The sequence below is a fragment of the Microcoleus sp. T3_D1 genome (assembly GCF_036700405.1).
In the GTDB taxonomy this organism is placed as follows: Bacteria; Cyanobacteriota; Cyanobacteriia; order Cyanobacteriales; family Microcoleaceae; genus Microcoleus.
This window is the reverse complement of the sequence record NZ_JAUBOV010000001.1, coordinates 162,700-186,813: the sequence shown is the minus strand read 5'-3', so window position 1 is coordinate 186,813 and position 24,114 is coordinate 162,700. Positions and strand designations below refer to the sequence as shown.

General features: G+C 45.8%; 22 protein-coding genes and 1 other RNA gene. 16 read left to right on the top strand and 7 right to left on the bottom strand.

The genetic code is table 11. The features are described from left to right. Window positions 1-237 precede the first annotated feature (237 nt). The 6 genes from QT992_RS00810 to nuoK all read left to right on the top strand — a co-directional run bounded on the left by QT992_RS00810 (window position 238) and on the right by nuoK (window position 6,281). Window positions 238-2,043: a serine/threonine-protein kinase gene (locus QT992_RS00810; RefSeq protein WP_333337180.1), complete on the top strand. Its 1,806-nt coding sequence runs from the start codon at window positions 238-240 to the stop codon at window positions 2,041-2,043. 306 nt (window positions 2,044-2,349) lie between these two features. After that, window positions 2,350-2,740: a transfer-messenger RNA gene (gene ssrA, locus QT992_RS00805) on the top strand. Between the two features lie 505 nt (window positions 2,741-3,245). Then, complete coding sequence (gene nuoH / locus QT992_RS00800) at window positions 3,246-4,364, top strand: NADH-quinone oxidoreductase subunit NuoH (RefSeq protein ID WP_333376328.1); 1,119 nt, start codon at window positions 3,246-3,248, stop codon at window positions 4,362-4,364. A 102-nt stretch (window positions 4,365-4,466) separates the two neighbouring features. After that, window positions 4,467-5,042 carry an NAD(P)H-quinone oxidoreductase subunit I gene (gene ndhI, locus QT992_RS00795; RefSeq protein WP_333258715.1) on the top strand — a complete coding sequence of 192 codons (576 nt, stop codon included), beginning with the start codon at window positions 4,467-4,469 and terminating at the stop codon, window positions 5,040-5,042. A 116-nt stretch (window positions 5,043-5,158) separates the two neighbouring features. After that, window positions 5,159-5,782, top strand: a complete 624-nt coding sequence (locus tag QT992_RS00790) for an NADH-quinone oxidoreductase subunit J (protein ID WP_333143679.1) — start codon at window positions 5,159-5,161, stop codon at window positions 5,780-5,782. A 193-nt stretch (window positions 5,783-5,975) separates the two neighbouring features. Then, window positions 5,976-6,281 carry an NADH-quinone oxidoreductase subunit NuoK gene (gene nuoK / locus QT992_RS00785; RefSeq protein ID WP_333107704.1) on the top strand — a complete coding sequence of 102 codons (306 nt, stop codon included), beginning with the start codon at window positions 5,976-5,978 and terminating at the stop codon, window positions 6,279-6,281. A 98-nt stretch (window positions 6,282-6,379) separates the two neighbouring features. Here the strand turns inward: nuoK and folB are convergent, their stop codons facing one another. From folB to QT992_RS00770, 3 genes are all read right to left on the bottom strand, one after another. Next, window positions 6,380-6,736, bottom strand: coding sequence for a dihydroneopterin aldolase (gene folB, locus QT992_RS00780; protein WP_333337178.1), 357 nt, complete (start codon window positions 6,734-6,736; stop codon window positions 6,380-6,382). A gap of 160 nt (window positions 6,737-6,896) precedes the next feature. Next, window positions 6,897-8,264 carry a serine/threonine-protein kinase gene (locus QT992_RS00775; protein ID WP_333314917.1) on the bottom strand — a complete coding sequence of 456 codons (1,368 nt, stop codon included), beginning with the start codon at window positions 8,262-8,264 and terminating at the stop codon, window positions 6,897-6,899. Between the two features lie 397 nt (window positions 8,265-8,661). Continuing rightward, the gene (locus QT992_RS00770; protein ID WP_333314919.1) at window positions 8,662-9,945 is read right to left on the bottom strand and encodes a glutamate-5-semialdehyde dehydrogenase; all 1,284 of its coding nucleotides are present in this window, start codon (window positions 9,943-9,945) and stop codon (window positions 8,662-8,664) included. 219 nt (window positions 9,946-10,164) lie between these two features. Between QT992_RS00770 and QT992_RS00765 the strand changes: the two genes are divergently transcribed. From QT992_RS00765 to QT992_RS00735, 7 genes are all read left to right on the top strand, one after another. Continuing rightward, window positions 10,165-11,889, top strand: a complete 1,725-nt coding sequence (locus QT992_RS00765) for a zinc metalloprotease HtpX (RefSeq protein ID WP_333337176.1) — start codon at window positions 10,165-10,167, stop codon at window positions 11,887-11,889. Window positions 11,890-12,154: 265 nt separating this feature from the next. Beyond that, window positions 12,155-13,135: an SMP-30/gluconolactonase/LRE family protein gene (locus QT992_RS00760; RefSeq protein ID WP_333376325.1), complete on the top strand. Its 981-nt coding sequence runs from the start codon at window positions 12,155-12,157 to the stop codon at window positions 13,133-13,135. A gap of 159 nt (window positions 13,136-13,294) precedes the next feature. Continuing rightward, on the top strand, window positions 13,295-15,022 hold the full coding sequence (locus QT992_RS00755; protein ID WP_333337172.1) for a hypothetical protein: 1,728 nt from the start codon (window positions 13,295-13,297) through the stop codon (window positions 15,020-15,022). A gap of 298 nt (window positions 15,023-15,320) precedes the next feature. After that, entirely contained in the window at window positions 15,321-15,917 is a 597-nt protein-coding gene (locus QT992_RS00750; RefSeq protein ID WP_333337170.1) for a Uma2 family endonuclease, read from the top strand. Window positions 15,918-16,369: 452 nt separating this feature from the next. Continuing rightward, complete coding sequence (locus tag QT992_RS00745; RefSeq protein WP_333314933.1) at window positions 16,370-17,833, top strand: DUF1565 domain-containing protein; 1,464 nt, start codon at window positions 16,370-16,372, stop codon at window positions 17,831-17,833. Window positions 17,834-18,042: 209 nt separating this feature from the next. Continuing rightward, entirely contained in the window at window positions 18,043-18,378 is a 336-nt protein-coding gene (gene psb28 / locus QT992_RS00740; protein WP_333314934.1) for a photosystem II reaction center protein Psb28, read from the top strand. 186 nt (window positions 18,379-18,564) lie between these two features. Further along, window positions 18,565-19,071, top strand: a complete 507-nt coding sequence (locus QT992_RS00735; protein ID WP_333314936.1) for a MogA/MoaB family molybdenum cofactor biosynthesis protein — start codon at window positions 18,565-18,567, stop codon at window positions 19,069-19,071. A 123-nt stretch (window positions 19,072-19,194) separates the two neighbouring features. On the opposite strand, the gene QT992_RS00730 is transcribed toward QT992_RS00735, so the two are convergent. The 3 genes from QT992_RS00730 to QT992_RS00720 all read right to left on the bottom strand — a co-directional run bounded on the left by QT992_RS00730 (window position 19,195) and on the right by QT992_RS00720 (window position 20,900). Continuing rightward, complete coding sequence (locus QT992_RS00730) at window positions 19,195-19,977, bottom strand: hypothetical protein (protein WP_333337168.1); 783 nt, start codon at window positions 19,975-19,977, stop codon at window positions 19,195-19,197. 475 nt (window positions 19,978-20,452) lie between these two features. Then, on the bottom strand, window positions 20,453-20,692 hold the full coding sequence (locus tag QT992_RS00725) for a hypothetical protein (RefSeq protein ID WP_333314939.1): 240 nt from the start codon (window positions 20,690-20,692) through the stop codon (window positions 20,453-20,455). After that, entirely contained in the window at window positions 20,676-20,900 is a 225-nt protein-coding gene (locus QT992_RS00720; RefSeq protein ID WP_190662860.1) for a DUF433 domain-containing protein, read from the bottom strand. Before QT992_RS00720 ends, QT992_RS00725 begins: the two co-directional genes overlap by 17 nt. Before the next feature lie 279 nt (window positions 20,901-21,179). Between QT992_RS00720 and QT992_RS00715 the strand changes: the two genes are divergently transcribed. Continuing rightward, a complete protein-coding gene (locus tag QT992_RS00715; RefSeq protein ID WP_333314940.1) occupies window positions 21,180-22,532 on the top strand; it encodes a cytochrome P450 in 1,353 nt (450 codons plus the stop codon). 37 nt (window positions 22,533-22,569) lie between these two features. On the opposite strand, the gene QT992_RS00710 is transcribed toward QT992_RS00715, so the two are convergent. Beyond that, window positions 22,570-22,893 carry a hypothetical protein gene (locus QT992_RS00710; protein ID WP_333314941.1) on the bottom strand — a complete coding sequence of 108 codons (324 nt, stop codon included), beginning with the start codon at window positions 22,891-22,893 and terminating at the stop codon, window positions 22,570-22,572. A gap of 339 nt (window positions 22,894-23,232) precedes the next feature. On the opposite strand from QT992_RS00710, the gene QT992_RS00705 reads away from it, so the two are divergent. Then, window positions 23,233-23,511, top strand: a complete 279-nt coding sequence (locus QT992_RS00705) for a type II toxin-antitoxin system RelE/ParE family toxin (RefSeq protein WP_333337165.1) — start codon at window positions 23,233-23,235, stop codon at window positions 23,509-23,511. A 49-nt stretch (window positions 23,512-23,560) separates the two neighbouring features. After that, window positions 23,561-23,872 (top strand): HigA family addiction module antitoxin, encoded by a 312-nt coding sequence (locus tag QT992_RS00700; protein ID WP_333314944.1) that lies wholly within the window; start codon window positions 23,561-23,563, stop codon window positions 23,870-23,872. Window positions 23,873-24,114 lie beyond the last annotated feature (242 nt).

Here is a 24,114-nt window from a genome sequence, read left to right as displayed (position 1 = left end):
GAATACTCTTCAACTCTATATTATCAAAACAGACTTCTTTTCGTTAATAAGCACATTTTTGACCAACCGGGAGGAAAACTATGCGCTACATCTAGGGGCTTAGAATGCAACCTAACACTACGGAGATGCGATCAATACAATGATGCAATCCGGGCGATCGCTCTTTGGACTGGTGAGGAGAGCCCACTAGACGTGCCATAATCAGCCATATTATCTGGTACGCGATCGCCTGAACCTATGGATGCGCTAATCGGCAAAACTTTACAGGGTGGAAAGTACACCCTCGAACAAGAATTGGGACGCGGCGGCTTTGGAATAACTTTCCGGGCAAATCACCGCTATTTAGGACAGCCCGTAGTCATCAAAACCCTCAACGAATCTCTGCGCCAGCAACCGAATTTTGCTGAGTTCGATCGCAAATTTCAAGACGAAGCGAGGCGGTTGGCTTCCTGCGTTCATCCCAATATAGTCCGCGTCAGCGATTTCTTTGTGGAAGACGGGCAGCCTTACATGGTGATGGACTACGTTCCGGGTCAGAATTTGGGCGATGTCGTGCTGCCAAATAAACCGCTTCCAGAAGAACTCGCAATCTCCTACATAACTCAAATCGGCGCTGCTTTGAAGGCAGTTCATCAAAAGGGTTTGCTGCACCGAGATATCAAACCGCAAAACATTCTGCTGCGCCAAGGTACTCAGGAAGTCGTGCTGATTGACTTTGGCATAGCCCGCGAGTTTACTCCGGGTGCAACCCAAAGTCACACTAATATGGTGTCCGACGGCTACGCGCCGCCAGAACAGTATTTCGCCCAAGGAAAATATACGCCCGCAACAGATGTTTACGGTCTGGCGGCGACGCTTTATACTTTGCTGACAGGACAAGTGCCGATCGGAGCAATTCTCCGTACCAGTCAGCCGATGCCTTCGCCCCGCGACTTGCAGCCTCAGCTAAGTGCCGCTGTCAGTTCTGCGGTGATGCGGGGGATGACGGTAGAAGCTCAAAATCGCCCTGCTAGCGTGGATGAGTGGCTGTCGCTGCTGCATGGGCAGCCTCATGGTGCAGCGTCGCCGAGCACCGGGCCGACGGTGGCGGTGATTCCGGGACACGGGCCTCAGTCGCCTGCGGGTTCCAGAACAGCGCCTGCTGTGGTGTCTTCTGGGCAAGGCAACCGCAAGGTTTGGTGGATTTTGGGGTTCGTGGCGATCGCACTTATTGTTGCAGGTTTTATCGGTATTGCTAGGGTTTTCCTCAACCGGCCGTCTTCGGAACCCGCACCGGTGGCCCAGGACGATCGCACTTCGGCCCCAGCAGATCCAGACGCGCGCTCAAGCCCCACACCAATTCCCGCGCCGACACCAACGCCAGCGCCGCCTGCGGCTGCTGAAACTCCAGCGCCGGCTGATGAAACTCCAGCGCCGGCTGATGAAACTCCAGCGCCGGCTGATGAAACTCCAGCGCCGGCTGCTGAAACTCCAGCGCCGGCTGCTGAAACTCCAACACCAGCCCCAGCACCAACACCAGCGCCTTCTCCCGAAGCTGCCGAACCTACACCAACAGAAAGACTTGTTGACAAAGAGTTGCCGCCAGATCGATCGCCCGCACCCAGCCCCGAACAACCGGGAACCAATTATCAGAAGACTCCCACAATCCCTGGGTATGCGGTTGGTACGCCGGAAAGTCAGATTTTAGCCGAATTGGGAGAACCGACTGACTCTCAAGCGCGGGGCTATTGGCCGAATACTCGCACCGCACTTTACGAAATATTGCCAAATCGGATTACTCTCGGCTACATTTACGATCGCGATTCGGGCGAGCTAGTACAAACAGAGGGTTCTTTTGCCCAGTCTGTGGACGCTTTGGTAGTGCGAACCGCGTTAAACGGGATGGTGGGCGGCGCCAGCAGGGAGATTTTGCAAGGCTTGGGCGACGTGCAGCAGCGCCGGAGTAATCGGTTTACGTTTAGGAAGGGTTCGCTGGAAGGAACGATCGAACGCAACGAGCGCGATCGGATTTACATCGGCGTCTGGGACGACAACTTGCATTAAACTTGGCAGCGCTGACATCCTGCACCCTTGTCAATAAACCTGGGCGGGCTCTTCGGCCCACCCCACAGGAAAACTCAACTCTTGTGAAACAGGCATCTTGCGTCAATAAACCTGGGCGGGCTCTTCGGCCCACCCCACAGGAAAACTCAACTCTTGTGGAACAGGCCGGAAAGCCTGTTCAAAAAAATGGTGCAAGATGTAAATATTCCCGACTCAGCTTTGTGCCAAAATCGAAAATCTAAAATCCCAAATCTAAAATCTAGTTGACGCAACACGAAATATTGTCTATAATTAGAGAACGCACGAGGGGCTGTAATGGTTTCGACAGGGTGGCGAAAGCTGCTCCGTGATGCAGGTCGAGAGGGAGTCTACTCTCGTTAATATCGGCTCAAAAAAAATAGTAAATGCGAACAACATCGTTCCTTTCGCTCGCAAAGCCGTAGCTGTAGCCTAAAAACTTCTTGAGCTTGGTTTAGAGTGTATGCCACCTCACTCCGTTAACGGTAGCATAACAACCCCCAACGGATGCCCTAGCTAAACGTTTCTAGTCGGCTAGCTGGGAAAGCAATCACTAGAAAATCCTCCCATTTAGGATAAAGATGGTTCCCGCCCCGAGGATCAGAGGGGATAAACCTGTGAACGATCGGAAGGTTAATACCCATTTTGGACGGCAGTTCGATTCTGCCCAGTTCCATAAAAAAAGTGACGTAAAATCAATGGTTTAAGCCATTTGAAAGTTACTTTAAAGCATTAAAAGGGCTCAGAGTTAACTCTGGGCCCTTTTGTTTGGGCTATATCTCGCTTATAGCTGAGTCTAGATCCCCCTAAATCCCCCTTAAAAAGGGGAGTAGGGGTTGACTTTGAGTTCTCTTGTCCGCCCCTCTTATTAATGGGGCTAGGGGAGAGCGATGTTTGAGACAGGAGAGTGCGTAAGTCGAGATTGATTGCTGACTCAAAATCGATCGACCAATCAACAGTCAACCGTCAACCGTGAACAGCCAACCATAATTTACCACCCATTAGCTACGCTGCCGGCTCATATAATTAGAACTTCACCCTGTCTGTGCGTTCTTGGAGCCTGTCGGGCGATATACTATTAGGCGGTAAAGCATTAAAAATCTTTACAAAGACCCCGATTTCTAAGCCTACTCCTACAAAGGACGGGTGAAAAATTATATGCTGAGCGCTCAAAAGCTGGAAAAATGAACCCAGGAATTGACTTACAAGGAAGTTTTGTAGAAGCCCTGATGAATTGGGGCTTACCGGCGGACATCGCCCAACTGCTTTGGCTACCGCTGCCAATGGTGCTGATGATTGTCGCTGCCGTCTTCGGGGTACTGACTAGCGTCTGGCTGGAACGGAAAATTTCCGCCGCCGCTCAACAGCGGGTAGGCCCGGAATTCATCGGCCCTCTGGGAGTGCTAGCACCCGTTGCTGATGGTCTGAAGTTGGTATTCAAAGAAGACATCGTACCCGCAAAAGCTGACGCGCTGCTATTTACCCTAGGCCCGGTAATTGTGGTGATTCCAGTTTTTCTGTCTTACTTAATCGTGCCCTTCGGAGAGCATATGCTGATCGCCGATATGGGGACAGCAATATTTCTGTGGATTGCCTTGTCTAGCATTCAGCCGATCGGCTTGCTGATGTCGGGCTATGCTTCTAACAACAAATACGCCCTCCTCGGAGGACTCAGAGCCGCCGCTCAATCCCTCAGCTACGAAATTCCCCTAGCTTTGGCAGTATTGGCAGTTGTAATGATGTCCAATAGCCTCAGTACGATCGACATAGTACAGCAGCAAGCCGGCTACGGCATTCTCGGCTGGAATATCTGGCGGCAACCAGCAGGTTTCCTGATTTTCTGGATCGCAGCACTAGCAGAATGCGAACGGTTGCCCTTTGACCTCCCGGAAGCAGAAGAAGAATTGGTAGCAGGATATCAGACTGAGTACACAGGCATGAAATTTGCTTTGTACTATATCGCTTCCTACGTTAACCTCGTCCTTTCTTGCCTGCTAGTAGCAGTTTTGTACCTCGGCGGCTGGGAAAGCCCGATTCCTGTCGGAGTCATCACAAATGCCTTGGGATTGAGCGAGACGACTCCTTGGTTGCAGGTAATTACCGGCACGCTGGGCATTACGATGACCATGCTGAAAGCCTACTTTTTCCTGTTTCTGGCAGTTCTGCTCCGCTGGACTCTGCCGCGAGTTCGGATCGACCAATTGCTAGATTTGGGATGGAAGTTTTTGCTGCCCGTTGCTTTAGTTAATTTGCTATTGACCGCAGCTTTGAAGCTTGCCTTTCCTTTTGCTTTTGGCGGTTAATTTATAATAGGTAAATGGCAACAGTAAAAAAAAATAGCTGTTAACCAATTACCTATTATCAATTAGCAATTACCAAAGACTCAAGTACAGAGAGAGAACACCATGCTAAAATTCCTCAATCAAGTAGGCGAATACGCCAAAGAAAGTTTTCAAGCTGCTAAGTATATCGGTCAAGGGCTATCTGTTACTTTTGACCACATGAGACGCCGACCGATTACGGTGCAGTATCCTTACGAAAAATTAATTCCGTCCGAACGTTTTAGGGGCAGAATTCACTTTGAATTTGACAAGTGCATCTCCTGCGAAGTTTGCGTTCGGGTATGTCCGATAAACTTACCTGTAGTGGATTGGGAATTTAACAAAGAAACTAAGAAGAAGCAACTCAAGCACTACAGTATCGATTTCGGAGTATGTATCTTCTGTGGCAACTGCGTAGAATATTGTCCGACTAATTGTTTGTCGATGACAGAAGAGTATGAGTTAGCCACCTACGAACGTCATGAATTGAATTTTGACAACGTGGCCCTCGGACGTTTGCCCTACAAGGTTACAGATGACCCGATGGTGACACCGATGCGCGAATTCGCTTATTTGCCGAAAGGTGCGATCGACCCCCATGAAGTTTCCTACACCGATCGCCGCGCCGGTCTGCGTCCAGAGGAAATTATCGAAAAGTAAGTAATTAGTCATTAGTCAGCAGTCATCAGTAATTAGGGAAATAACCAATTATTAATGACTGCTAACTAATGAGTAAAAACGAACCAGAGAAAACTAATAATTGAGGATAAAAACTTGTGAATCTAGCTGAAGGGGTTCAAATTGTTTCATTTGGAATATTGTCCGTAATGATGATTGCAGGAGCACTAGGAGTAGTGCTGTTCTCAAATATCGTTTACTCAGCATTTTTGCTGTGCGGCGTATTTACCAGCATTGCCGGCTTGTACCTGTTGCTGAATGCCGACTTTGTAGCAGCAGCGCAGGTATTGATTTATGTGGGCGCTGTTAACGTCTTGATTTTGTTTGCGATTATGTTGGTGAACAAGCGCGAAGATTTCCGCATAATTCCCAACGCTTGGGTGCGTCAAGTAGCAACAGCAGTAGTTTGCGTAGGCTTGTTTGCGCTTTTGGGTACGATGGTGGTGTCTACTCCTTGGGCTATTGTGGCGACGACAGGAGCACCGGCCGAAAGTTCGATCGTCACAATCGCCAAACATTTCTTCACTGACTTTTTGCTACCTTTCGAGTTAGCATCAGTGTTTTTGTTGATGGCAATGGTAGGAGCAATTGTCCTAGCACGCCGCGATTTTTTCCCGGATGAACTGTCAAAGAAGCTATCCGAAACACCTGCTTTGAGTTTGCCGGAAAGACCTCGCGAATTAGTTTCTGCCGGAGATGTGTCTTCGCCAGAATCTAAGTAAAAGTAGTGAGTCTAAATGATTCGTACAATTAAGGTAGGGGCAATTGCCCCGTGGTTGCCCATATCGGAGGTAGGTACGGAGCACTAACCCTACTGTATGAATGATTTAGACACGCTATAGTAGGGTGTTCACTGCACCTATCTCTCTGTCTTGTAGTAATGTTGATTGAGAAAGACTCAAAAAATTTATGCAACTGCAACTCCAGTATTTCCTGTTATTAGGCGCCGCACTTTTCTGTATTGGTATTTACGGTTTGATTACTAGCCGAAATGCAGTGCGGGTGTTAATGTCGATCGAGTTGATGCTGAATGCTGTCAATCTCAATTTGATGGGTTTCTCCAATTATCTCGACCCCGTACAAATTAAAGGTCAAGTATTTACGGTGTTTGTAGTTACCGTAGCGGCGGCTGAGGCTGCCGTAGGTTTGGCAATTGTTTTGGCGATTTATCGCAACCGCAATACCGTAGACATGGAAGAATTTAACTTGCTGAAGTGGTAATTAATCAATAGTCATCAGTCATCAGTCATCAGTCATTAGTGACAAACTAATGCAGATTAAAGACTGATGACTAAGGACTAAGGACTAAGAACTAATGACTAATGACTTCTAGTAATTTCTAGAGTAATTCTGCCACCGAAATCAGGGATGGGGGCAGCAGGTTTCGAGAGTTGTAGTTTAACTTTCTCGACTAACGGTAGTTGTAAAAGCGCTTGAGCAATAGTATCTGCTAGGCGTTCGATTAATAAAAATTTCGACTCTTTGACTAGCTTTTGAATCAGAGTAATTGCGCTGCGGTAATCAAGAGTATGTTGAATATCATCACTTTTTCCAGCTTCCGATAAATCCAGCCAGAGAGTAACATCCACTTCAAACCACTGGCCCAAAACTTGCTCTTCCGGCAGATAGCCCGTATATCCGTAGCAGCGAATTCCTGTAAGTTGAATAGAATCCATTTTGCAATAAACTCAAAGTGCGTTGCCTATACCAATTTGTATTAAACCAGATAAAGTTCTCTTTCTCTTCCCTCTCTTTTTTTGCCCTTTACCCTCTTCCTCTTCCCTCTGCGCCCTCTGCGCCCTCTGCGGTTCAATCACTCTTATTCTATCTTAAATTTCACAACTCTCCTCCTTTCTCCAACTTGTCCAATAAATCCTCAGCAACTTCATACCATTTCCGCCTAATTTCAGCATCTTCTGGCTTTTCTGTCAAGCTGCGCCCTTGTAATTCTGGATATTTATTGTAATATAATTCATCAACTTTTTGATAGAATATATCTTGCTCAATGTTGAGATTTTTGCGTCGTTTCCCAATCTTTTCTTGACGAATTATCTCTGCTTCCTCTAAGGAGGTATCGGGAGGCGGTTGGCGCGAAGAAAATTTAGGTAAATCCGGCAACTTTGGCAACGTGAAACCAGATTTGACTACACTAAAAGCTAAAAGTCCTGGCACCAAAACGACAGTTAAACTCCCTAGGGTTTTCCAAGGAATTAACTTGAATGTGCTGTTGTTATTAACAATTTGAGGAGTTTGGTGAACAGGAGTATGATTGCTGGTAGCAGTTTGAGTGCTATTTTTGAACGGGCGGCCGACAAAGTTCATTGTCACCATTTGGGAAATTATACTGCCAATTTGAGAGAGTTTTGGATCTTTGAGTGCTTCGCGGACTGCTTTTGCAGATTGGTAGCGATCGCCCGGTTGTTCTGCTAACATCCGATCCAATACCGTGGCTAAATTTGGGCTGACACTGACGTGCGATCGCCAATCCCAAGTTTTATTATTGATATCGTACAATTTTTGAGGCTTTTTGCCACTTAGCAATACCAACGCCGTGACGGCTAAAGCGTACAAATCGCTAGCGGCAGAAACTTTCCCCAGCCGCATTTGTTCGGCTGGCGAATAACCCTGTTTCCCGATCGCCGTATCCGATTGTCCGTTAAACTGAAGTACGGCATTGGCTGCAATTTGTTTGACTGAACCGAAATCAATTAAAAATGGTAGTTTGTCAGCATCATGCTGAATAATATTATCCGGGGAAATATCGCGGTGAATTAAATTTTTTGAGTGGATGTATTCTAAAACTGGTAAAAGCTGAAATAGCAGTTGAGTAACTTCAGCTTCGCTAAAATTTTTACCTTGCTGCTGGCGCGATATCAATATTTCTTCGTAGGTTTGACCTTTGATATAATCTTGGACTAAAAATAAAGATGGATTCCCGCCCAAATCCGTTCGCAGGAGCTCTCGAAAACGGGGGATTTGCGGGTGTTGGAGGTGGTAAAGCATACTCGCTTCGCGATCGAACAATTCGGCGGCTTTGGGGCTGTGAACCACCGGAGAAAACTCTTTGAGCACGCAATTTTCGTTGTAGCGGTTGATATCTTCGGCGAGATAAGTGCGGCCGAAGCCACCTCGGCCTAATTCGCGGAGGATGCGGTAGCGTTTTTCGAGAGTTGAACCGGGGGCGAGGAGGGAGGAGTTAGACATAAACAACGGAAAATTGTTCGAGTTGGGGAGTCGCCGAGCACAGTATAGCTTATTGTAGCTAAGTTTGTTTGAATGGGAGCGAAGGAAGGGCGATCGCTTTTTTTTGGGAAGGATGAAGGAGAAGAGACACTTTACTTAAGATTCAGTATCTACAGGATATCGTAGGGGCGGGTTTTACCAACCATCTATGTTAGAAACCAAAAATATAATAAACCCGCCCCCACCCAACGACAAATCCCAATCTACATTTTTGGCATTCGATCGAACATCAGGTTAATCTGGATTATCGGCTGTCTAGGGGCGGGTTTATATAAATTGTTCGCGAACATCAAATATTGTTGGTAAAACCCGCCCCTACAGGCTTTTTTATTGTCGGGTTTGATCGGCTATGGAGGATTTACAAATCTCGATGAGTAAATTCCTTCGCATCCTTCCCCACATAACTCGCGGCAACATGGCCATCTCCAACAACTCGATACTTATAGGTAATCAACCCCTCTAAACCAACAGGCCCGCGAGGTGGCATTTGCTGCGTACTAATCCCCACTTCTGCACCGAAACCGTAGCGAAAACCGTCGGCAAATCTAGTCGAACAATTGTGATAAACTCCGGCCGCATCGACTCCATTTAAAAATGTTTCGGCGGCTTCGCTGTCTTCGGTGACAATGACATCTGTATGTCGGGAACCGTAAGTATTAATGTGATTAATTGCCTCTTCCACAGAATCTACTGTTTTGATTGACAAAATCAAATCGCTGTATTCTGTAGACCAATCCGCTTCATTTGCTTCGGCAATATTTTCTAGGATGGCGCGAGTTTTTTCGTCTCCCCGCAGTTCAACTTTTTTCTGCTGCAAAGCTGTGGCGACAGCGGGCAGGAATTGGGGGGCGATCGCACTGTGAACTAACAAGGTTTCAATGGCATTGCAGGCGGCTGGATACTGGGTTTTTGCATCTACAGAAATCTCTACTGCTTTCTGAATATCCGCCGCTTTGTCTGCGTACAAATGACAAATTCCGTCGGCGTGTCCCAACACGGGAATTCGGGTATTTTCCTGCACGAACCGCACGAAGGAATTAGAACCTCTGGGAATAATTAAATCTACATATTCATCCATTTTTAGCAGTTCGATTGTTTCTTCCCGCGTGGTTAGCAACTGCACGACTTCTGGATTAACAGGAGTTTCTGCTAATGCTTGATGTATCACTTTTGTCAATATTTCGCAGGAACGGACTGCCTCTTTGCCACCTTTGAGAATGACGCCATTTCCCGATTTGATTGCCAAGGATACTATCTGAATTAACGCCTCTGGGCGCGCTTCAAAAATAATGCCTAAAACGCCCAAAGGACAGGTGATGCGCTTCAGAATTAATCCTGTATCCAATTCGCGGTGAATTTGCACGACACCTACGGGATCTGGGAGTTTGGCAACGTCGCGCACGCCCGCGATCGCACTTTTCAACTTGCTTTCATCTAACTTTAGGCGATCGTACAGCGGTTTCGCAATTCCATCCGCCTCAGCCGCCTTGCAGTCAGCCGCATTCGCCGCCACAATATCCGGCGCAGCAGCTTCTAAAGCTTTCGCAATAGCCTCAATAGCTTGATTTTTGGCCTCAGCGGACAAAACTGCCAATTTTCTAGCAGATACGCGCGTTTTTTGGGCAATTTCAATAATAGACATGGCAGTAACTTTTAAATAGTTTTGGGTTTAGGGTTTTGAGTTTTGAATTGAATCCGCACAAATAATTTTCGGGGCGGTTTTCAGTCTTAACAATTCTAGAGGAAATTCTATATTTTTGTTGAGACCCCTGACAGCAATCCCCATTAACAGGTTAAAACAGTGAAGTATAGATAAAATCCCACGGTCATTTCCATTTGTCAATAACCTTTGGAGAGTATTATGTCATCTCAGGCCCCTTTACGCAAGGCAGGGCGATCGCCCAAAGCAGGCATTAAACTGATACAGAAAACTGGCCCAAATCTTGTTTTAGCTTCCGGCGTCACCATTACCATGCTGTTTGGTATGGTGTTAGCGCTATCCTTAGCCTCTGTTTTGATTCTCAACAGTCCCGATCCAGTCGCTGGATTGGCGATCGCACTTCCCATAACTCTGATTTTTAACATTGCTGCTTTTTTCCTATCGCCTTACTTGATGGACTTAACCCAAAATTGGCTATACCATACTCGCTGGGTTTCCCTAGCAGAAATTGAAAGCCTAAGTCCAGAAACAGCTAAAGTTATTAAGAAGGTTTGCAAGCAGAAAAAACTCTCTTGTCCGCGTTTAGGAATTATCGACGACCAAAACCCTACTGCTTTTACTTACGGTTCATTTCCCAACAGCGCTCGCTTAGTCGTCAGTCAAGGTCTTTTCACCTATTTAGACGACGATGAAATTGCCACTGTTTACGCCCACGAACTCGGTCACATCGTCCACTGGGACTTTGCAGTAATGACTTTAGCTTCGACTTTGGTGCAGATTACTTATTTAATTTACACTACAACTCAAAGAATGGGTCGAAGTGGTGGCAGCAAAGCTAAAGATGCGGCGGGTACTGTAGCTGCTGTTGCTTATTTATTTTACATTTTTGGCACTTATTTATTGCTGTATTTGTCGCGGACGCGAGAATATTTTGCCGACCATTTTGCTGCCGAAACTACTGGCAACCCCAATGCTTTGTCTCGCGCTTTGGTAAAAATTGCTTACGGTATTTTGGAAGAAGGACAAAGGGCAACAGAACCCAGCAGCTTATTAGAAGGAACTCGCGCTTTAGGCATTTACGATGCCAAAGCCGCCACATCTACTGGCACTGCTTACAGGATTTCTTCGGAACCAGAAAAGATTGGGCGAGTGTTTTTGTGGGATATGTTTAATCCGTGGGGTTGGTGGATGGAGTTGAACTCTACTCACCCGCTGACTGGTAAACGAGTTCGCGCTTTGAGCACTTATGCCGAACAATTAGGCTTGGATATCGAGTTTGACATGGGCCGGATTGTCGGCGAAGGCAACGATTTGAGCAAGCGGAGATTGTACGGCAATTTTGTGTTCGATTTGCTGCTGTACAGTGCAGAAACTCTGGGCTTAGCGGTGGGTTTTGCGATCGGCATTGCGCTGTCTGCTGTAAACCCGATGATGATGGTTGCTTGTCCTTTAATCGGTTTGGGTACGGGAATTTTGCTCAAGACTTTGGTGATGTTCCCCAATTACGAACAAGCCGAACATTTGGATGTTTTAACCTTAATGTCTGATCCTTATGCAAGTCCTTTGCGGGGTCAACCGGCCCAACTGCAAGGCGAATTAATTGGTCGCGGCGATGCGGGTTATACCTTCGGTTCCGATTTGAAATTGCAAGATAGAACGGGAATGATTTATCTGCGATATGCTTCTCGTTTTGGGCCAATTGGTAATTTTCTGTTTGGCATGAAACGGGTTGAAAGTTTGATTGGGATGGATGTTAGGACTTTGGGTTGGTTCCGCCGGGGTGTTGCACCTTGGATGGATTTGATTCAGCTTGAAAGCGATAGCGGTACGGTGGTTAACAGTTATCACCGCTTCTGGTCTGTTGTGATGGGTATAGGGGCGATCGCGATCGGTATTGCGGCGCTATTTGTTTCATTCCCAGCTTAACAGTTGACAGGTGAAACCTTTTAAGTTAAATATAATTAAGCTCGATTATTCGAGCTTCTTTTTTTTGTTAGATACGGTACTATCGAATTTAATACCGCTCTGAATTATCTTTTTTTTATCAAAATAGTGAGTTGACGAACCGCTTTCGACGTGTTAGTGAAGCGGCGCGATAGCGCTCTTGTAGACAAGAAAGAAAAAAGGAAGAAGTAAAGAACGAGATAGGTAATCTTATGGTGGGACGGAAGTAATTCAGTTATGAGCAAACATGACAATCAAAATTGCTACAATTAGTTTGTTGTTGATAGTATTAAGTTTAGCAGTCAGCAACCCTAGCCAAAAAGTCAGGGGTAACTTAACAAAGTTGACCGCCCAAACGGAAAACAGGGACAAAAAAAATACCATGCAAAGTATTCTCGATGACAGCGCCCCATTAGAAAAACTAGCTGGCAATTTCCAATTTATAGAAGGCCCGATTTGGCATCCAGACGGATTTTTGCTGTTCAGCGATATTCCCGCCAATATTATCTATAAATTTGGCTCAAATCAGGAAGTGGAGGTATTTCGCCGCCCTTCGGGAAAAGCCAACGGGAATACTTTAGACAAAGAAAACCGCTTACTTACTGCCGAACACGAAAATCGCCGCGTATCCCGCACAGAAAAGGACGGCCAAGTTATCACATTGGCGGATAGATACGAGGGCAAGCGGCTCAACAGTCCGAACGATTTGGTGGTTAAATCCGACGGCAGCATTTATTTTACCGATCCCTCCTACGGTGTTAGTAAAGAGCAGGAAGAATTGGGCTTTTACGGTGTTTACCGACTGGCACCAGACGGGAAATTAACTCTGCTGGTTAAGGATTTGGTGCTGCCGAACGGCATCGCTTTTTCACCCGACGAGCAAAAACTTTATGTCAACAATTCGGAAGCGGGATACATTGCAGTTTTCGATGTAAAACCGGACGGAACTGTTACAAATGAGCAGCTTTTTGCGGAGTTAAAAGATACCAGTCAAGGCGGAGTTCCCGACGGTTTAAAAGTTGATGTAGAGGGGAATGTTTACAGCACCGGGCCGGGGGGAGTGTGGATTTTATCGCCGGATGGTAAGCTTTTGGGCAAGATTTCTGTGCCTGAGACGGCGACTAATTTGGCTTGGGGAGAAAGCGATCGCAAAACGCTTTATATTACGGGAAGTACAAGTCTGTATCGGATTCGCCTTAAAATTGCCGGTGTGCGGGCTGGAAAATAATCTAAAATAGGGCGAAGTTGAAAATAAAGCGGTTTGTCGTGAGGACTTTATTCCTTACGGCAAACACTTTTTATGAGGGGTAATTGACCGGGCATAATATAATCCTACTTGTCAAAATCAGTCATTCCCAATTCTCAAATCTAAAATCTAAAATCTCAAATGGTATTAATAGCTCGGTTGCACAAATTTCTGACTGCTACAGTCGATCGCACATCGCGATCGCACACAATATTTTGGTTGACTCTAAGCTTGACATTTGCCGCAGTTTATGCTATTTTAGGACTCAAGCAAGCCTTTAGCGCCGAGTATATGGTGCAAGACGATGCGAGGCAGCACGTTTTCTGGATGGTGCGGTTTGTCGATCCTGAATTATTCCCCAACGATTTCATTGCTAATTACTTTCAATCAGTCGCCCCCGCAGGATACAGCACGCTCTACAAATTAGCCGCAACAATTGGCATTCACCCGCTATTTTTTCACAAAATATTGCCGCTATTTCTCGGCTTAATCTCCACTTATTACTGTTTTGGCCTTTGCCTAGAAATGCTGCCAGTGCCGATGACTGGATTTATTGCATCTTTGCTGTTAAATCAGCATATGTGGATGACCGATGATTTGGCTTCCGCAACGGCAAGAGCTTTTATATATCCGATATTCCTGGCTCTTTTATATTATTTATCGCGCAGTTCGTTGCTGCCTTGTTTAGGGGCGATCGCCCTGATTGGACTATTCTATCCTCCTTACGCCTTGGTTGCTGCCGGAATTTTAGTTTTGCGCCTGCTATGCTGGAAAAACGGCGGTTTGCGCTTGTCGGGCGATCGAACAAATTACCTATTTTGCACTACAGGTTTGGGAGTAATCTTTTTAGTAATGCTGCCCTATGCCTTAGATAACTCTGAATTTGGCCCAACTTATACCGCAGCAGAAGCGAAGCAAATGGCCGAATTTGCCCCCAACGGCAGAAATGCTTTTTTTCGTCCAAATCCCAAAGATTATTGGTTGACAGGGCGGGGTAGCGGGATGTTTCCCAAGTCGCTGTTTACGCCTGTAACTCACTGTGTCGGATTGTTATTTCCGCTACTGCTGTTTTTGCGATCGGCTTTTCCCTTAGCAAATCAGATTCAAAGCAAAATTTGGCTTTTGCTTCAGCTATTTTTAGCATCCTCGGCGATGTTTTTGGCGGCTCACGCTACCCTTTTTAAACTGTATCAACCTGGTCGTTATACAGCCTACAGCTTGCGATTCATTGTTGTTTTAATAACTGCGATATCCCTCACTTTAATTATCGATGGAGTCGGTCATTGGGCATCAAAAAACGCAACAACATTTGATGTAAAAAATCTAGTTGCACTAATTACGACAGCGACAATCGCTATCGCCGTAGTTCTTTATCCCTGCTCAGTCAAAAAATTTCCCACAGTCGGGTATGTAGAAGGTAAAATGCCGGCTTTGTACAAATTTTTTGAGCAACAACCTAAAGATATCCTGATTGCTTCAATCGCGGCCGAGACTGACCATTTGCCAACATTTAGTCAGCGTTCCGTTCTGGTGGCAAAGGAATATGCAGTGCCTTATCAGAAAGGCTACTACAGCAAATATCAGCAGCGACTTAACGATTTAATTCGCGCTCAATACACTCCCGATCGAGCTGTCTTGCAAAATTTTATTAATCAATATGGAGTGGATTTTTGGATGCTCGATCGCCATGCTTTGACTCTTCAGTATATAAAGGATGATGGCTGGCTAAATCAATTTGATTCTACACCGGAGGCGAGCCTTTCTCTAGAACAAGGGAAAATTCCCGCCTTAGCTTCAGCAATGACGAGTTGTGCTGTTTTTCAGAATCCAATTGTAGTGGTTTTGGATGCGTCTTGTATTGTGAAATAGGCGGGGAGTTAAGGGGAGGCAGATCCTTGGGATATGTGTTCTTAGGAAGAGTCTGGGAACTAGAAAGAACTGTTCGGATTCTGAAGCTACAATTGCTGCATGGATCTTCTGTAGGAGCGATCGCACAATGCGTTATAACTCACATCTTGCACCATTCTCGCTTAACAGGCTTTCCGGCCTGTTCCACAAAGAGTGAATTTTCTTGTGGAACAGGCAGAAAAGCCTGTTCCTAAACAAATAATTGAGAATGGTGCAACATCTCAGTTATAATGCCAATAAGAGATAATGGTGCGGGTCAATGACACAAGTTCTCGATCGCGAAATTCTCGATGGGCGAGTGGTGCTCAACGGCACTTGGGAGCAATTCAAGTTAATCCAGAAGGTTTCGGAAAATTCTCCTGGCATAAAGTTGTCTTTTTTTGCAGGGGCGATCGAGATTCTGATGCCGGGATTCCAACACGAAAATTTTTCGGAAATCATTGGTTACTTAGTGACCACTTTTCTGCTGCAACAAGGTATTAAGTTTTACCCTTCTGGTTCAATGACGCAGGAGAAGACAGGAGAAGCTTCAACTCAAGCAGACAAATCGTTTTGTTTGGGAGAACCTAAGTTGATTCCCGATTTGTCGATCGAGGTGGTTTATACTAGCGGTGGACTGAGCAAGTTGCCAAAATATCGAGCTTTGGGCGTGCCTGAAATCTGGTTTTGGGAAGATGGTACGCTGCGGCTGTATCATCTCCGGGAAGATGGCTACGAGCAAGTAATTCAGAGTCAACTGTCAGGATTGGAAACGCTGGATATCGATTTGCTAAGACGCTGCATTTTAATGGGTGAAACTGATTTGGCTGAAGCGGTTAAGGTTTTTGGGCAGGGAATCTCGATCGATCGTACATGATATCATGTCCGATCGATTGACCATAATATCCCGGCCGGAGCGGGTTTTTGAGATTGTCAATTATTGGCAGATATTGTTGGTGAACCCGCCCCTACCTGATTTTGGGCGAAGCGAAGCGGAGGGAATCTACCGGACATAATATGACAGCAAAACGTTCGATTTTCCGGTGGAGGCGATCGAAATTTTAGTGGTTTTGGCAACATCTGGAAAAAATATAATCCCCAGATCCAGGACTTCTTAAATAAGTCTGGTTCTGCTGTTGCTGGGAACGAGAAATACAGTCTTTTGTAGGGGCAATCCCCCTGCGGTTGCAACTCCTAATTGGTAATGTTGCGGATAACGTGCAATTAAATAATCTCCGCAATCAAAGGTGAATATAGATCCGGGGTCAAGTTCGCAGACAATGAAAATTGCACAAAAGCTCGATCGCCAATTATCTCTTTAACAAAAACATGACAACACTTTACGTCAACCCGCAAACAGGCAGCGATTCGGCAGCCGGCAGCCAAGGGGCCCCATTCAAAACTATAGCCCGCGCGATCGTCGCCCGCGCTGCATCGGGAACTACGATTCAGTTATCACCGGGAACTTACAGCGCTGCTAGCGGCGAAAAATTCCCCTTGGAAATTCCATCGGGAGTAAAAGTTATTGGCAATGAAACTAACAAAGGTAGAGGCATTCTGATTCAAGGAAGTGGCAAATTTGTCAGTCCCACCGCTGCAAGCCAAAATATCACGATACTACTAGCAACTAATTCCCAATTGCGCGGAGTAACTGTCACTAATCTTGATAGTCGTGGCACGGGAGTCTGGATTGAGTCAACTTCTCCGACTGTGGCTAACTGCACTTTCACGCTTTGCAAGCGCGAAGGCGTTTTTGCCACGGGCACTGCTAATCCTGCGATTCTCGACAACATATTTCGGGAAAACTCAGCCGCTGGCGTAATTACGGCGGGGAGTGCTAAGGGAGAAATACGGCGCAATATTTTTCAAAAGACGGGTTTCGGCATCTCTCTGCAAGCTCAGTCGGCTCCTTTGATTGCTGACAACCAAATTTTGGAAAATCGCTCCGGTATAGTTTTATCAGGGGAATCTAAGCCGATTTTACGCAAGAATCGCATTGAAAAAAATACGGAAGACGGTTTGACTGCGGTGGGGAAGTCGCTGCCAGATATTGGTACTGCTCAAGATTTGGGCGGCAATATTTTTCAGAATAACGGTGAATTAGACTTGCAAAACGCGACTGAGGTTAAGATTTCGGCGGTGGGAAATCAGCTCAATTCTTCGCGGGTGAAAGGTTTATTTGATTTGGGCAATGTGACGCCAACTCCGACTCCTGGGGGGGTAAAGTTCAGCGACATCAGCACGCACTGGGCTAAGGATTTTATCGATCGCTTGGCAAAGATGAATATTGTTAGCGGGTTTCCCAACGGCACTTTTCAACCTTACGAGATTGTAACTAGAGCTCAGTATGCGGCTATGTTGGCGAAGGCGTTTGAATTGGTGCCCCGCCGTGAGGCGACGGTTTTTAAGGATGTGGCGGCGGATTTTTGGGCCAAAGGAGCGATCGCCCAAGCTAATCGAGCGGGCTTTTTGGTGGGATATCCAGACAGCACGTTTCGCCCGGAGCAGAATTTGACTAGAGTTCAGGCGATCGTATCTTTGGTAAACGGCTTGCAGTTGGGCGGCGGCAACCCCAATTCTTTGAGCGTTTATGTCGATCGATCTCAGATTCCCAGTTTTGCCACCGACGAGATAGCAACCGCCACAGAGCGCAAAATCGTGGTCAACTATCCCGCGCGCGAAAAGCTTTCCCCCGCCCACGACATCACCCGCGGCGAGATATCCGCCCTCATCTACCAAACTCTGGTAGCCACAAAGCGAGCCGAGCCAATTAACTCTCCCTACATCGTCTAAGGCAATTGGGAGACAAGGGAGAGGAGAACTTGGGGTACAAAAAACCAACCTATCTCCCCTCGCCCTTGTCTCCGATTCCCTCACTCTGGCTCACACTCACCCACTCTCGCCCAATCCCACTCTCCCAAGTCTTGATTTGCGAGTACCCGAATCGTTTTATGATTGAACATTAAGAAATTAAGCAATCCTTAAGGTTCCACTGTCAGATTATGGCTAAAATTCAATTTTCTCGGGGTATAGACGAAGATGCTGTGCCCGAAGTGCGCCTAACCCGTTCTAAAAGCGGAGAGCAAGGCACTGCCAGGTTTACCTTTGAAAATCCCAAAGCTCTCAGCAGCACCAGTACCGAAGACATTACTGGAATGTACATGATCGACGACGAAGGCGAACTCCTCACTCGCGAAGTTAATGCTAAGTTCATCAACGGTCAGCCTGCGGGTTTGGAAGCTCTTTATATAATGAAAAGTTCCGCAGAATGGGATCGATTTATGCGTTTCATGGAACGCTACTCGGAAGCAAACGGCTTAGGATTTAGCAAGGCATAATTGATGGGGAATAGGGCATGGGGCCTGGGGCATGGGATATGGGGTATTGGTTATTGGTTATTAGTTATTTGATAATGAATAACTAATAACCAATAAATCACAACTAACTAATGACTTCTTCCCTGTTCCCTTTTCCTGATTTCCTCTTCCTTCTTGCTTCTTACTTTTTCCTTCAACATCTGTTATATGACGCAAATTCCTCACCCCGACTTATCTAAAATAACCGTAAATTGCGCTATCATTACTGTTAGCGACACGCGCTCGGCTGAAACAGACAATAGCGGCTTGTTAACGAAGAAGCTGCTAAAAGATGCGGGTCACTCTGTGGTAGCTTACACTGTTATTAAAGATGATGCGGCAAAAATTGTATTGCAAATGCAGGCTTTTTCCCAGCGTGAAGATGTGGATGCAATCATTTTTAACGGCGGCACGGGCATCGCTCCCCGAGATACGACTTACGATGTGATGGAGAGTTTGCTAGACAGGATTTTACCGGGATTTGGGGAGATATTTCGGTTTTTGAGCTATCAAGAAATTGGTTCGAGGGCGATCGCCTCTCGCGCAGTTGCAGGCGTGTATCAAGGCAAGTTAGTCTTTTCTCTTCCGGGCTCTAGCAATGGCGTGAAACTAGCTGTGGAAAAGCTAATTTTACCCGAATTAGTTCACTTGGTGACGCAGTTGCGCGGAGGGTGAGGGGTTAAGGTGCCGATTTATACAGATCCAATCGGTTCCTTGCTATTTAGATCGCGACAAATCCAATCTAGCCAGCGTGTCCCTAACCTGTTACATATCTGGCTAAGTGAGGATTATTAAGGATTAACTTTCTAGCCTTTGGCTCCTTCGCCTCCATTCTATCTCATTCATGAATGAGTTAATCGCACCTATTACTTCCTGACCTCCATCGTTCTGGAATGTTTGTTGGTAATAACCAAGTATTTTCGCACCTATTACTCCCGGATCTCCATCGCTCTGCAATATTTGTTGGTAATAACCAAGTATAAATGGACGGCGGTTGGTAAACAACAGACGGATCTTCCGGTAGTTATTACGTCGATAGCGGGAGTCACCACCATAAATTCCAAATTTGTCAGAAAGTATTCCTAAATGCCCGTAAACGGGACTATCGGCTCCTCTAAGTTGATTTAAAAGGGATAATTGCGAACGAAATCTTCCTAAGTAGATAATGCTCACTGTATTAGCTTTGACATCTAGTTCTAAGTAGGTAGACCCCTGGGAGAAAACCATGCTAATTCCTAATATAAACAACAATAATCCCAAAGGTAGAAGGAAGAACATAAAAAAATTAGTGGCACTCTCATAGGATGCGTAGATATCGAGCTTCCATATTTTCTCGCCATTATTCAATTTAGCTAAACCCTGGTTAATGGATTGGATATTTTGAATGTTATTGGATGTCCGTTCCAGTACCATCCAAGGTTTTGAACTCGTGAGGACAATGGTTTCGCCGTTCGGTGTCTGAGAGGCTATCGCCTTTTTAGTATTGGGAATTTTAATAGTCTTTCCAGAGATAAATCCAGGAATTACATACTCGCAATTTACAGCTTGCTGCTGTTGCTGACAGGTAAGAGTTCGAGGCAATCGAGCTTCCCAAATTATCGTGACAAATAATAAATTTAGGCAACTAACAAAGCCACAGTACATCAACATAAACAGCCAAAAGAATAATCCTGGATCTCGATGAATAACCAAGATATCAGGGTTACGTTTGTGAATCGTAAACTTTCCTAAAATATTCATGATTTGAAGAAAATTCCGAAATGGATATCCAAACTTCTTGATATTGCCGTGCTAATTTATTGCTAAACATCTCATCAACCGTCTCAAGGTATTGTAGCCTGGGTTGGTCGGCATATGATATACCGTAACGGTCTTGGTTTTGCCGATCGACTAATTCTGCATCAGGGTCTTTGTAGATTGTACCGCAGTTGCGGTCTCATACACTTTTAAGCATCATCGACATTGTTTGGAGACAACAGACGAAAAAACCGCTGCACAAAGACTGCAATTGACCTGGAAAAATGCTGAAATCATTCGTGATGAGCAAGCCACCCAATCATTGCGTGACCTGATTTTCAATAACGACTGCAACTGCAGCTTGCTGCAAGTTTTGCTGATAGCGCAAATTTTGATTTGTGGTGAGCAGAATCGTGAATATCTCTTGACTCATAAGCAGCAGCAATTCACCGTTCTCTTTTCCTGACCATCCCATCTCATCAACAACTGTGCGTATCTCGGAATCAGCAAGTTCACGCTTTAAAGGTCGTGGGGCAAATTCATCAAGCAGGATTCGCATAGGCTGTCAGCATTTCCTTGGCTAATTCAAGAGCTGCAATTGTCTGTTCCCTACTGACACTAGGGAAATGGTCTAGAAATACCTCTAATGAATCACCAGCCTCAAGATAATCAAGTAGGGTTCTCATTGGCACGCGAGTCCCAACAAAAACAGGGGTTCCCCCCAGAATATCGGGGTCGCTATGAACAACACGGGATGTTAATGTCATAACAAATTCAGCCAACTGGCTAACAGCTTTGACAACAATTGTATCCCAAAGTCATTTGATTTTCGCGAGCATAATGCCAAACAAACGATCGCTAGCATCCATTTTATCTAAAACTACAACTTTTAGCAGTTTAGGCTGGGAAGCTAGCCATACAATCTGCGATCGATCTCGATAGCATTACTATTTCTGCTACTTGCCTTCGCAATCGATCGCAGATAAATTTCAGGGTGCAAGGCCGATCGATATACACTAGAAATATTGTGTATCGCCAGTTTTTCAATGACGCTGCCTACCGGATCTCGTTCTCCTGCTTTGTTCCAAACGCTTTCGCTGGTAGCTGACCCGATCGCATTTTTCGATCGCAACTCTGCCAAATACGGCGATACATTTACCGCCCGCGTGTTGGGGCCCTCTTCGCCCCCCGTGGTGTTTCTGGGCAGTCCAGAAGCCATTCAGGCGGTGTTTACGACGTTAGCCGATGCCTTTGAGTTTGGCAAAGTGACCAACGTATTTCGCCCGCTGGTGGGAAATGAATCCCTAATTATGAATGAAGGGCCGCGGCATCTGCGACAGCGACAGCTATTAATGCCCGCGCTGCATCGGGAACAGTTGCACAGTCAAGGGCATTTGATTGTTGATTTGACGAAAAAGCAGACGATCGACTGGAAAGCCCCAGATGCGATCGCAGTCCGCCAAGAAATGTCAGAAATTTCGCTGCAAGTAATCTTGCAAGTCGTGTTTGGATTAGTGCCGGGAGAGCGCTACGAACGGCTGAAACAATTGCTCAGCAAGCTTTTAGAGGCGATTACCTCTGAACTGTACTCGATACAATTTTTCTTTGAACCGTTGCAGCAAAATTTGGGCTCTTGGAGTCCGTGGGGGCAGTTTTTGCAGCAGATGGCGCAGATTGACTCGCTGATTTATGCGGAAATTGCCGAGAGGCGATCGCAATCTCTCGATTCGTCTCGCACGGATATTCTGTCGGTGTTGATGATGGCCCGCGACGACACCGGCGAATCCCTCGGCGATCGAGAATTGCGCGATCAGTTGATGACGCTGTTGTTGTTGGGACATGAAACGACTGGATCGGCGTTGACTTGGGCGTTTTACTGGCTGCATCAGTTTCCCGAATGCCTTGCTAGGTTGCGGAAGGAATTGGATGAATTAGGCGAAAATCCCGATCCGATCGCACTTTCGCAGTCGCCCTACTTAACTGCAGTCTGCAAGGAAGCGCTGCGGGTTTATCCAATTGCCTTAATTTCGCAGCCGCGCAAGGTGAAACGGACGATCGAACTCGAAGGCTATACATATCAACCGGGAACGATTTTAATCCCCTGTGTCTATTTGGCCCACCGTCGGCCTGAAACCTACGAAAATCCGGCCGGGTTCAATCCCGATCGCTTTTTAGATCGCAAGTTTTCCGCCTCTGAATTTTTACCGTTTGGAGGCGGGAGTCGAAGCTGCATCGGGATGGCGTTATCGATGTTTGAAATGAAGCTGGTTTTAGCAACGGTGCTGTCTTCCCGTGAGTTTGTATCGAATCTCGATCGGCCAATTCGTCCGGCGCGCCGGGGAATCACCTTTGTGCCGCCCGATCGGTTTCGATTAACGGTTGTGGGCGATCGGCGTTAGATTCATTGCAGTAAAACGCCGTGTCAAGCAAGATATGTTATTCGATGAAAATCCCAGCAACTTTGTCTCCATTCATCGTCATGTGTGCCACAAATTCATCTCCACCATCTTCAAAACTCAGCTTCCACAAATAAATCGGAGAATTACCTTGTTTTATCTCACCAAAATAAGTAATTGAGTATCCCTTTTGCAGGCGTGAAGCGAGCTGCTCGCTAACATCGTCAAACATTTGTTGTGTAATGCTCGCTTTGTAGCCTGCATCACCGACTGTAGTAAAAAGCTCGTAATTCTTCGATGCAGTGGCATCCAGGATAACCTGCAAACAATCGATGACGTTTTGAGAGGGGGCTGTCGGGTTCATGAAGATGTCCTTCTTTTAGGATTTTATTAAAATGTTCTAGCTCAGACTGCTGTCTAACTGTGTTAATTGTACCCCTAGTGCGATCGAATCCAGTTTTGGAGCGTCATTGACCGCCAACACCATCCGCTTAGCTCAGCCGCTACGATCGCTTTTTCGTTCTCCCAGATCCAGCCCTGTTAGTAGATTGGAGCGATTTTTGCTTTTGCAATCATTTTAGGCTTGACATCTGTAACCTCATAGGTTACATTAGTAAAGTAATCTCAAAAATTACAAAAAGTTTTAATTAATATATAAGTGCTATGAACTGGATATTCAGCCTTGATTGAAGGATTATTTCACATGATACAAACTTTTAAAAATAAAGCATTAAAAAAATTATTGATGGAAGGTAATGCAAAAGGAATTCCTAAAGAACTTGAAAAAAGGACAAGAAAAAGACTTGAAGCAATAGATACAGCAATAATTATAGATGATATTAGAATACCAGGCTATGATTTACACGAGCTTAAAGGTGATAGAGAGGGAACTTGGTCAATAAAGGTATCAGGTAACTGGCGTATAACTTTTACATTTCAGGATAACAACGCATACGATATAGATCTCGAAGATTATCACTAGCCCATAAAACAAAATCTAAAAATTTAACTTAAACCGTAAGGAAAGTTGCATGAAAGACCTACAAAACATTATTCAAGGGAGGAAAGTCAGACCAGTACATCCGGGCGAGGTCCTTGCGGATGTGCTTGAAGATATTGAAATGACTCAAACCAGGTTTGCTGAGATACTAGGTGTATCCCGCCGCAGTGTCAACGAAATTGTTTTAGGTCAAAGACCAATTACAGTAGATATGGCAATTCGGATTGGGAAAGCGTTAGGGAATGGCCCTCAACTTTGGCTGAATCTTCAGCAAAAAGTTGATATTTGGGATGCAGTGCAAAAACACAGTGAAGAGTACGACAAAGTATCTACGGTGGCATAGTATCCAGCGGTGCGTCAGCTCGGAAAACCTCTTCAAATCGAAATAATCAATGTCTGACGCACTCTACAACTTGATTTAACTGGCATCGAAATAATAACTTCCCGAGTGTCGCCCGATCGTCCTAGCTCGCGATAAAGGTTCGCCAACAGAGACGATCGCACCCTGGGTATAATTCCAAGCTAACCCGATTTGATATCATTTAGAACCAACCACATTTGATATCATTAACCCCTAACAGTTTC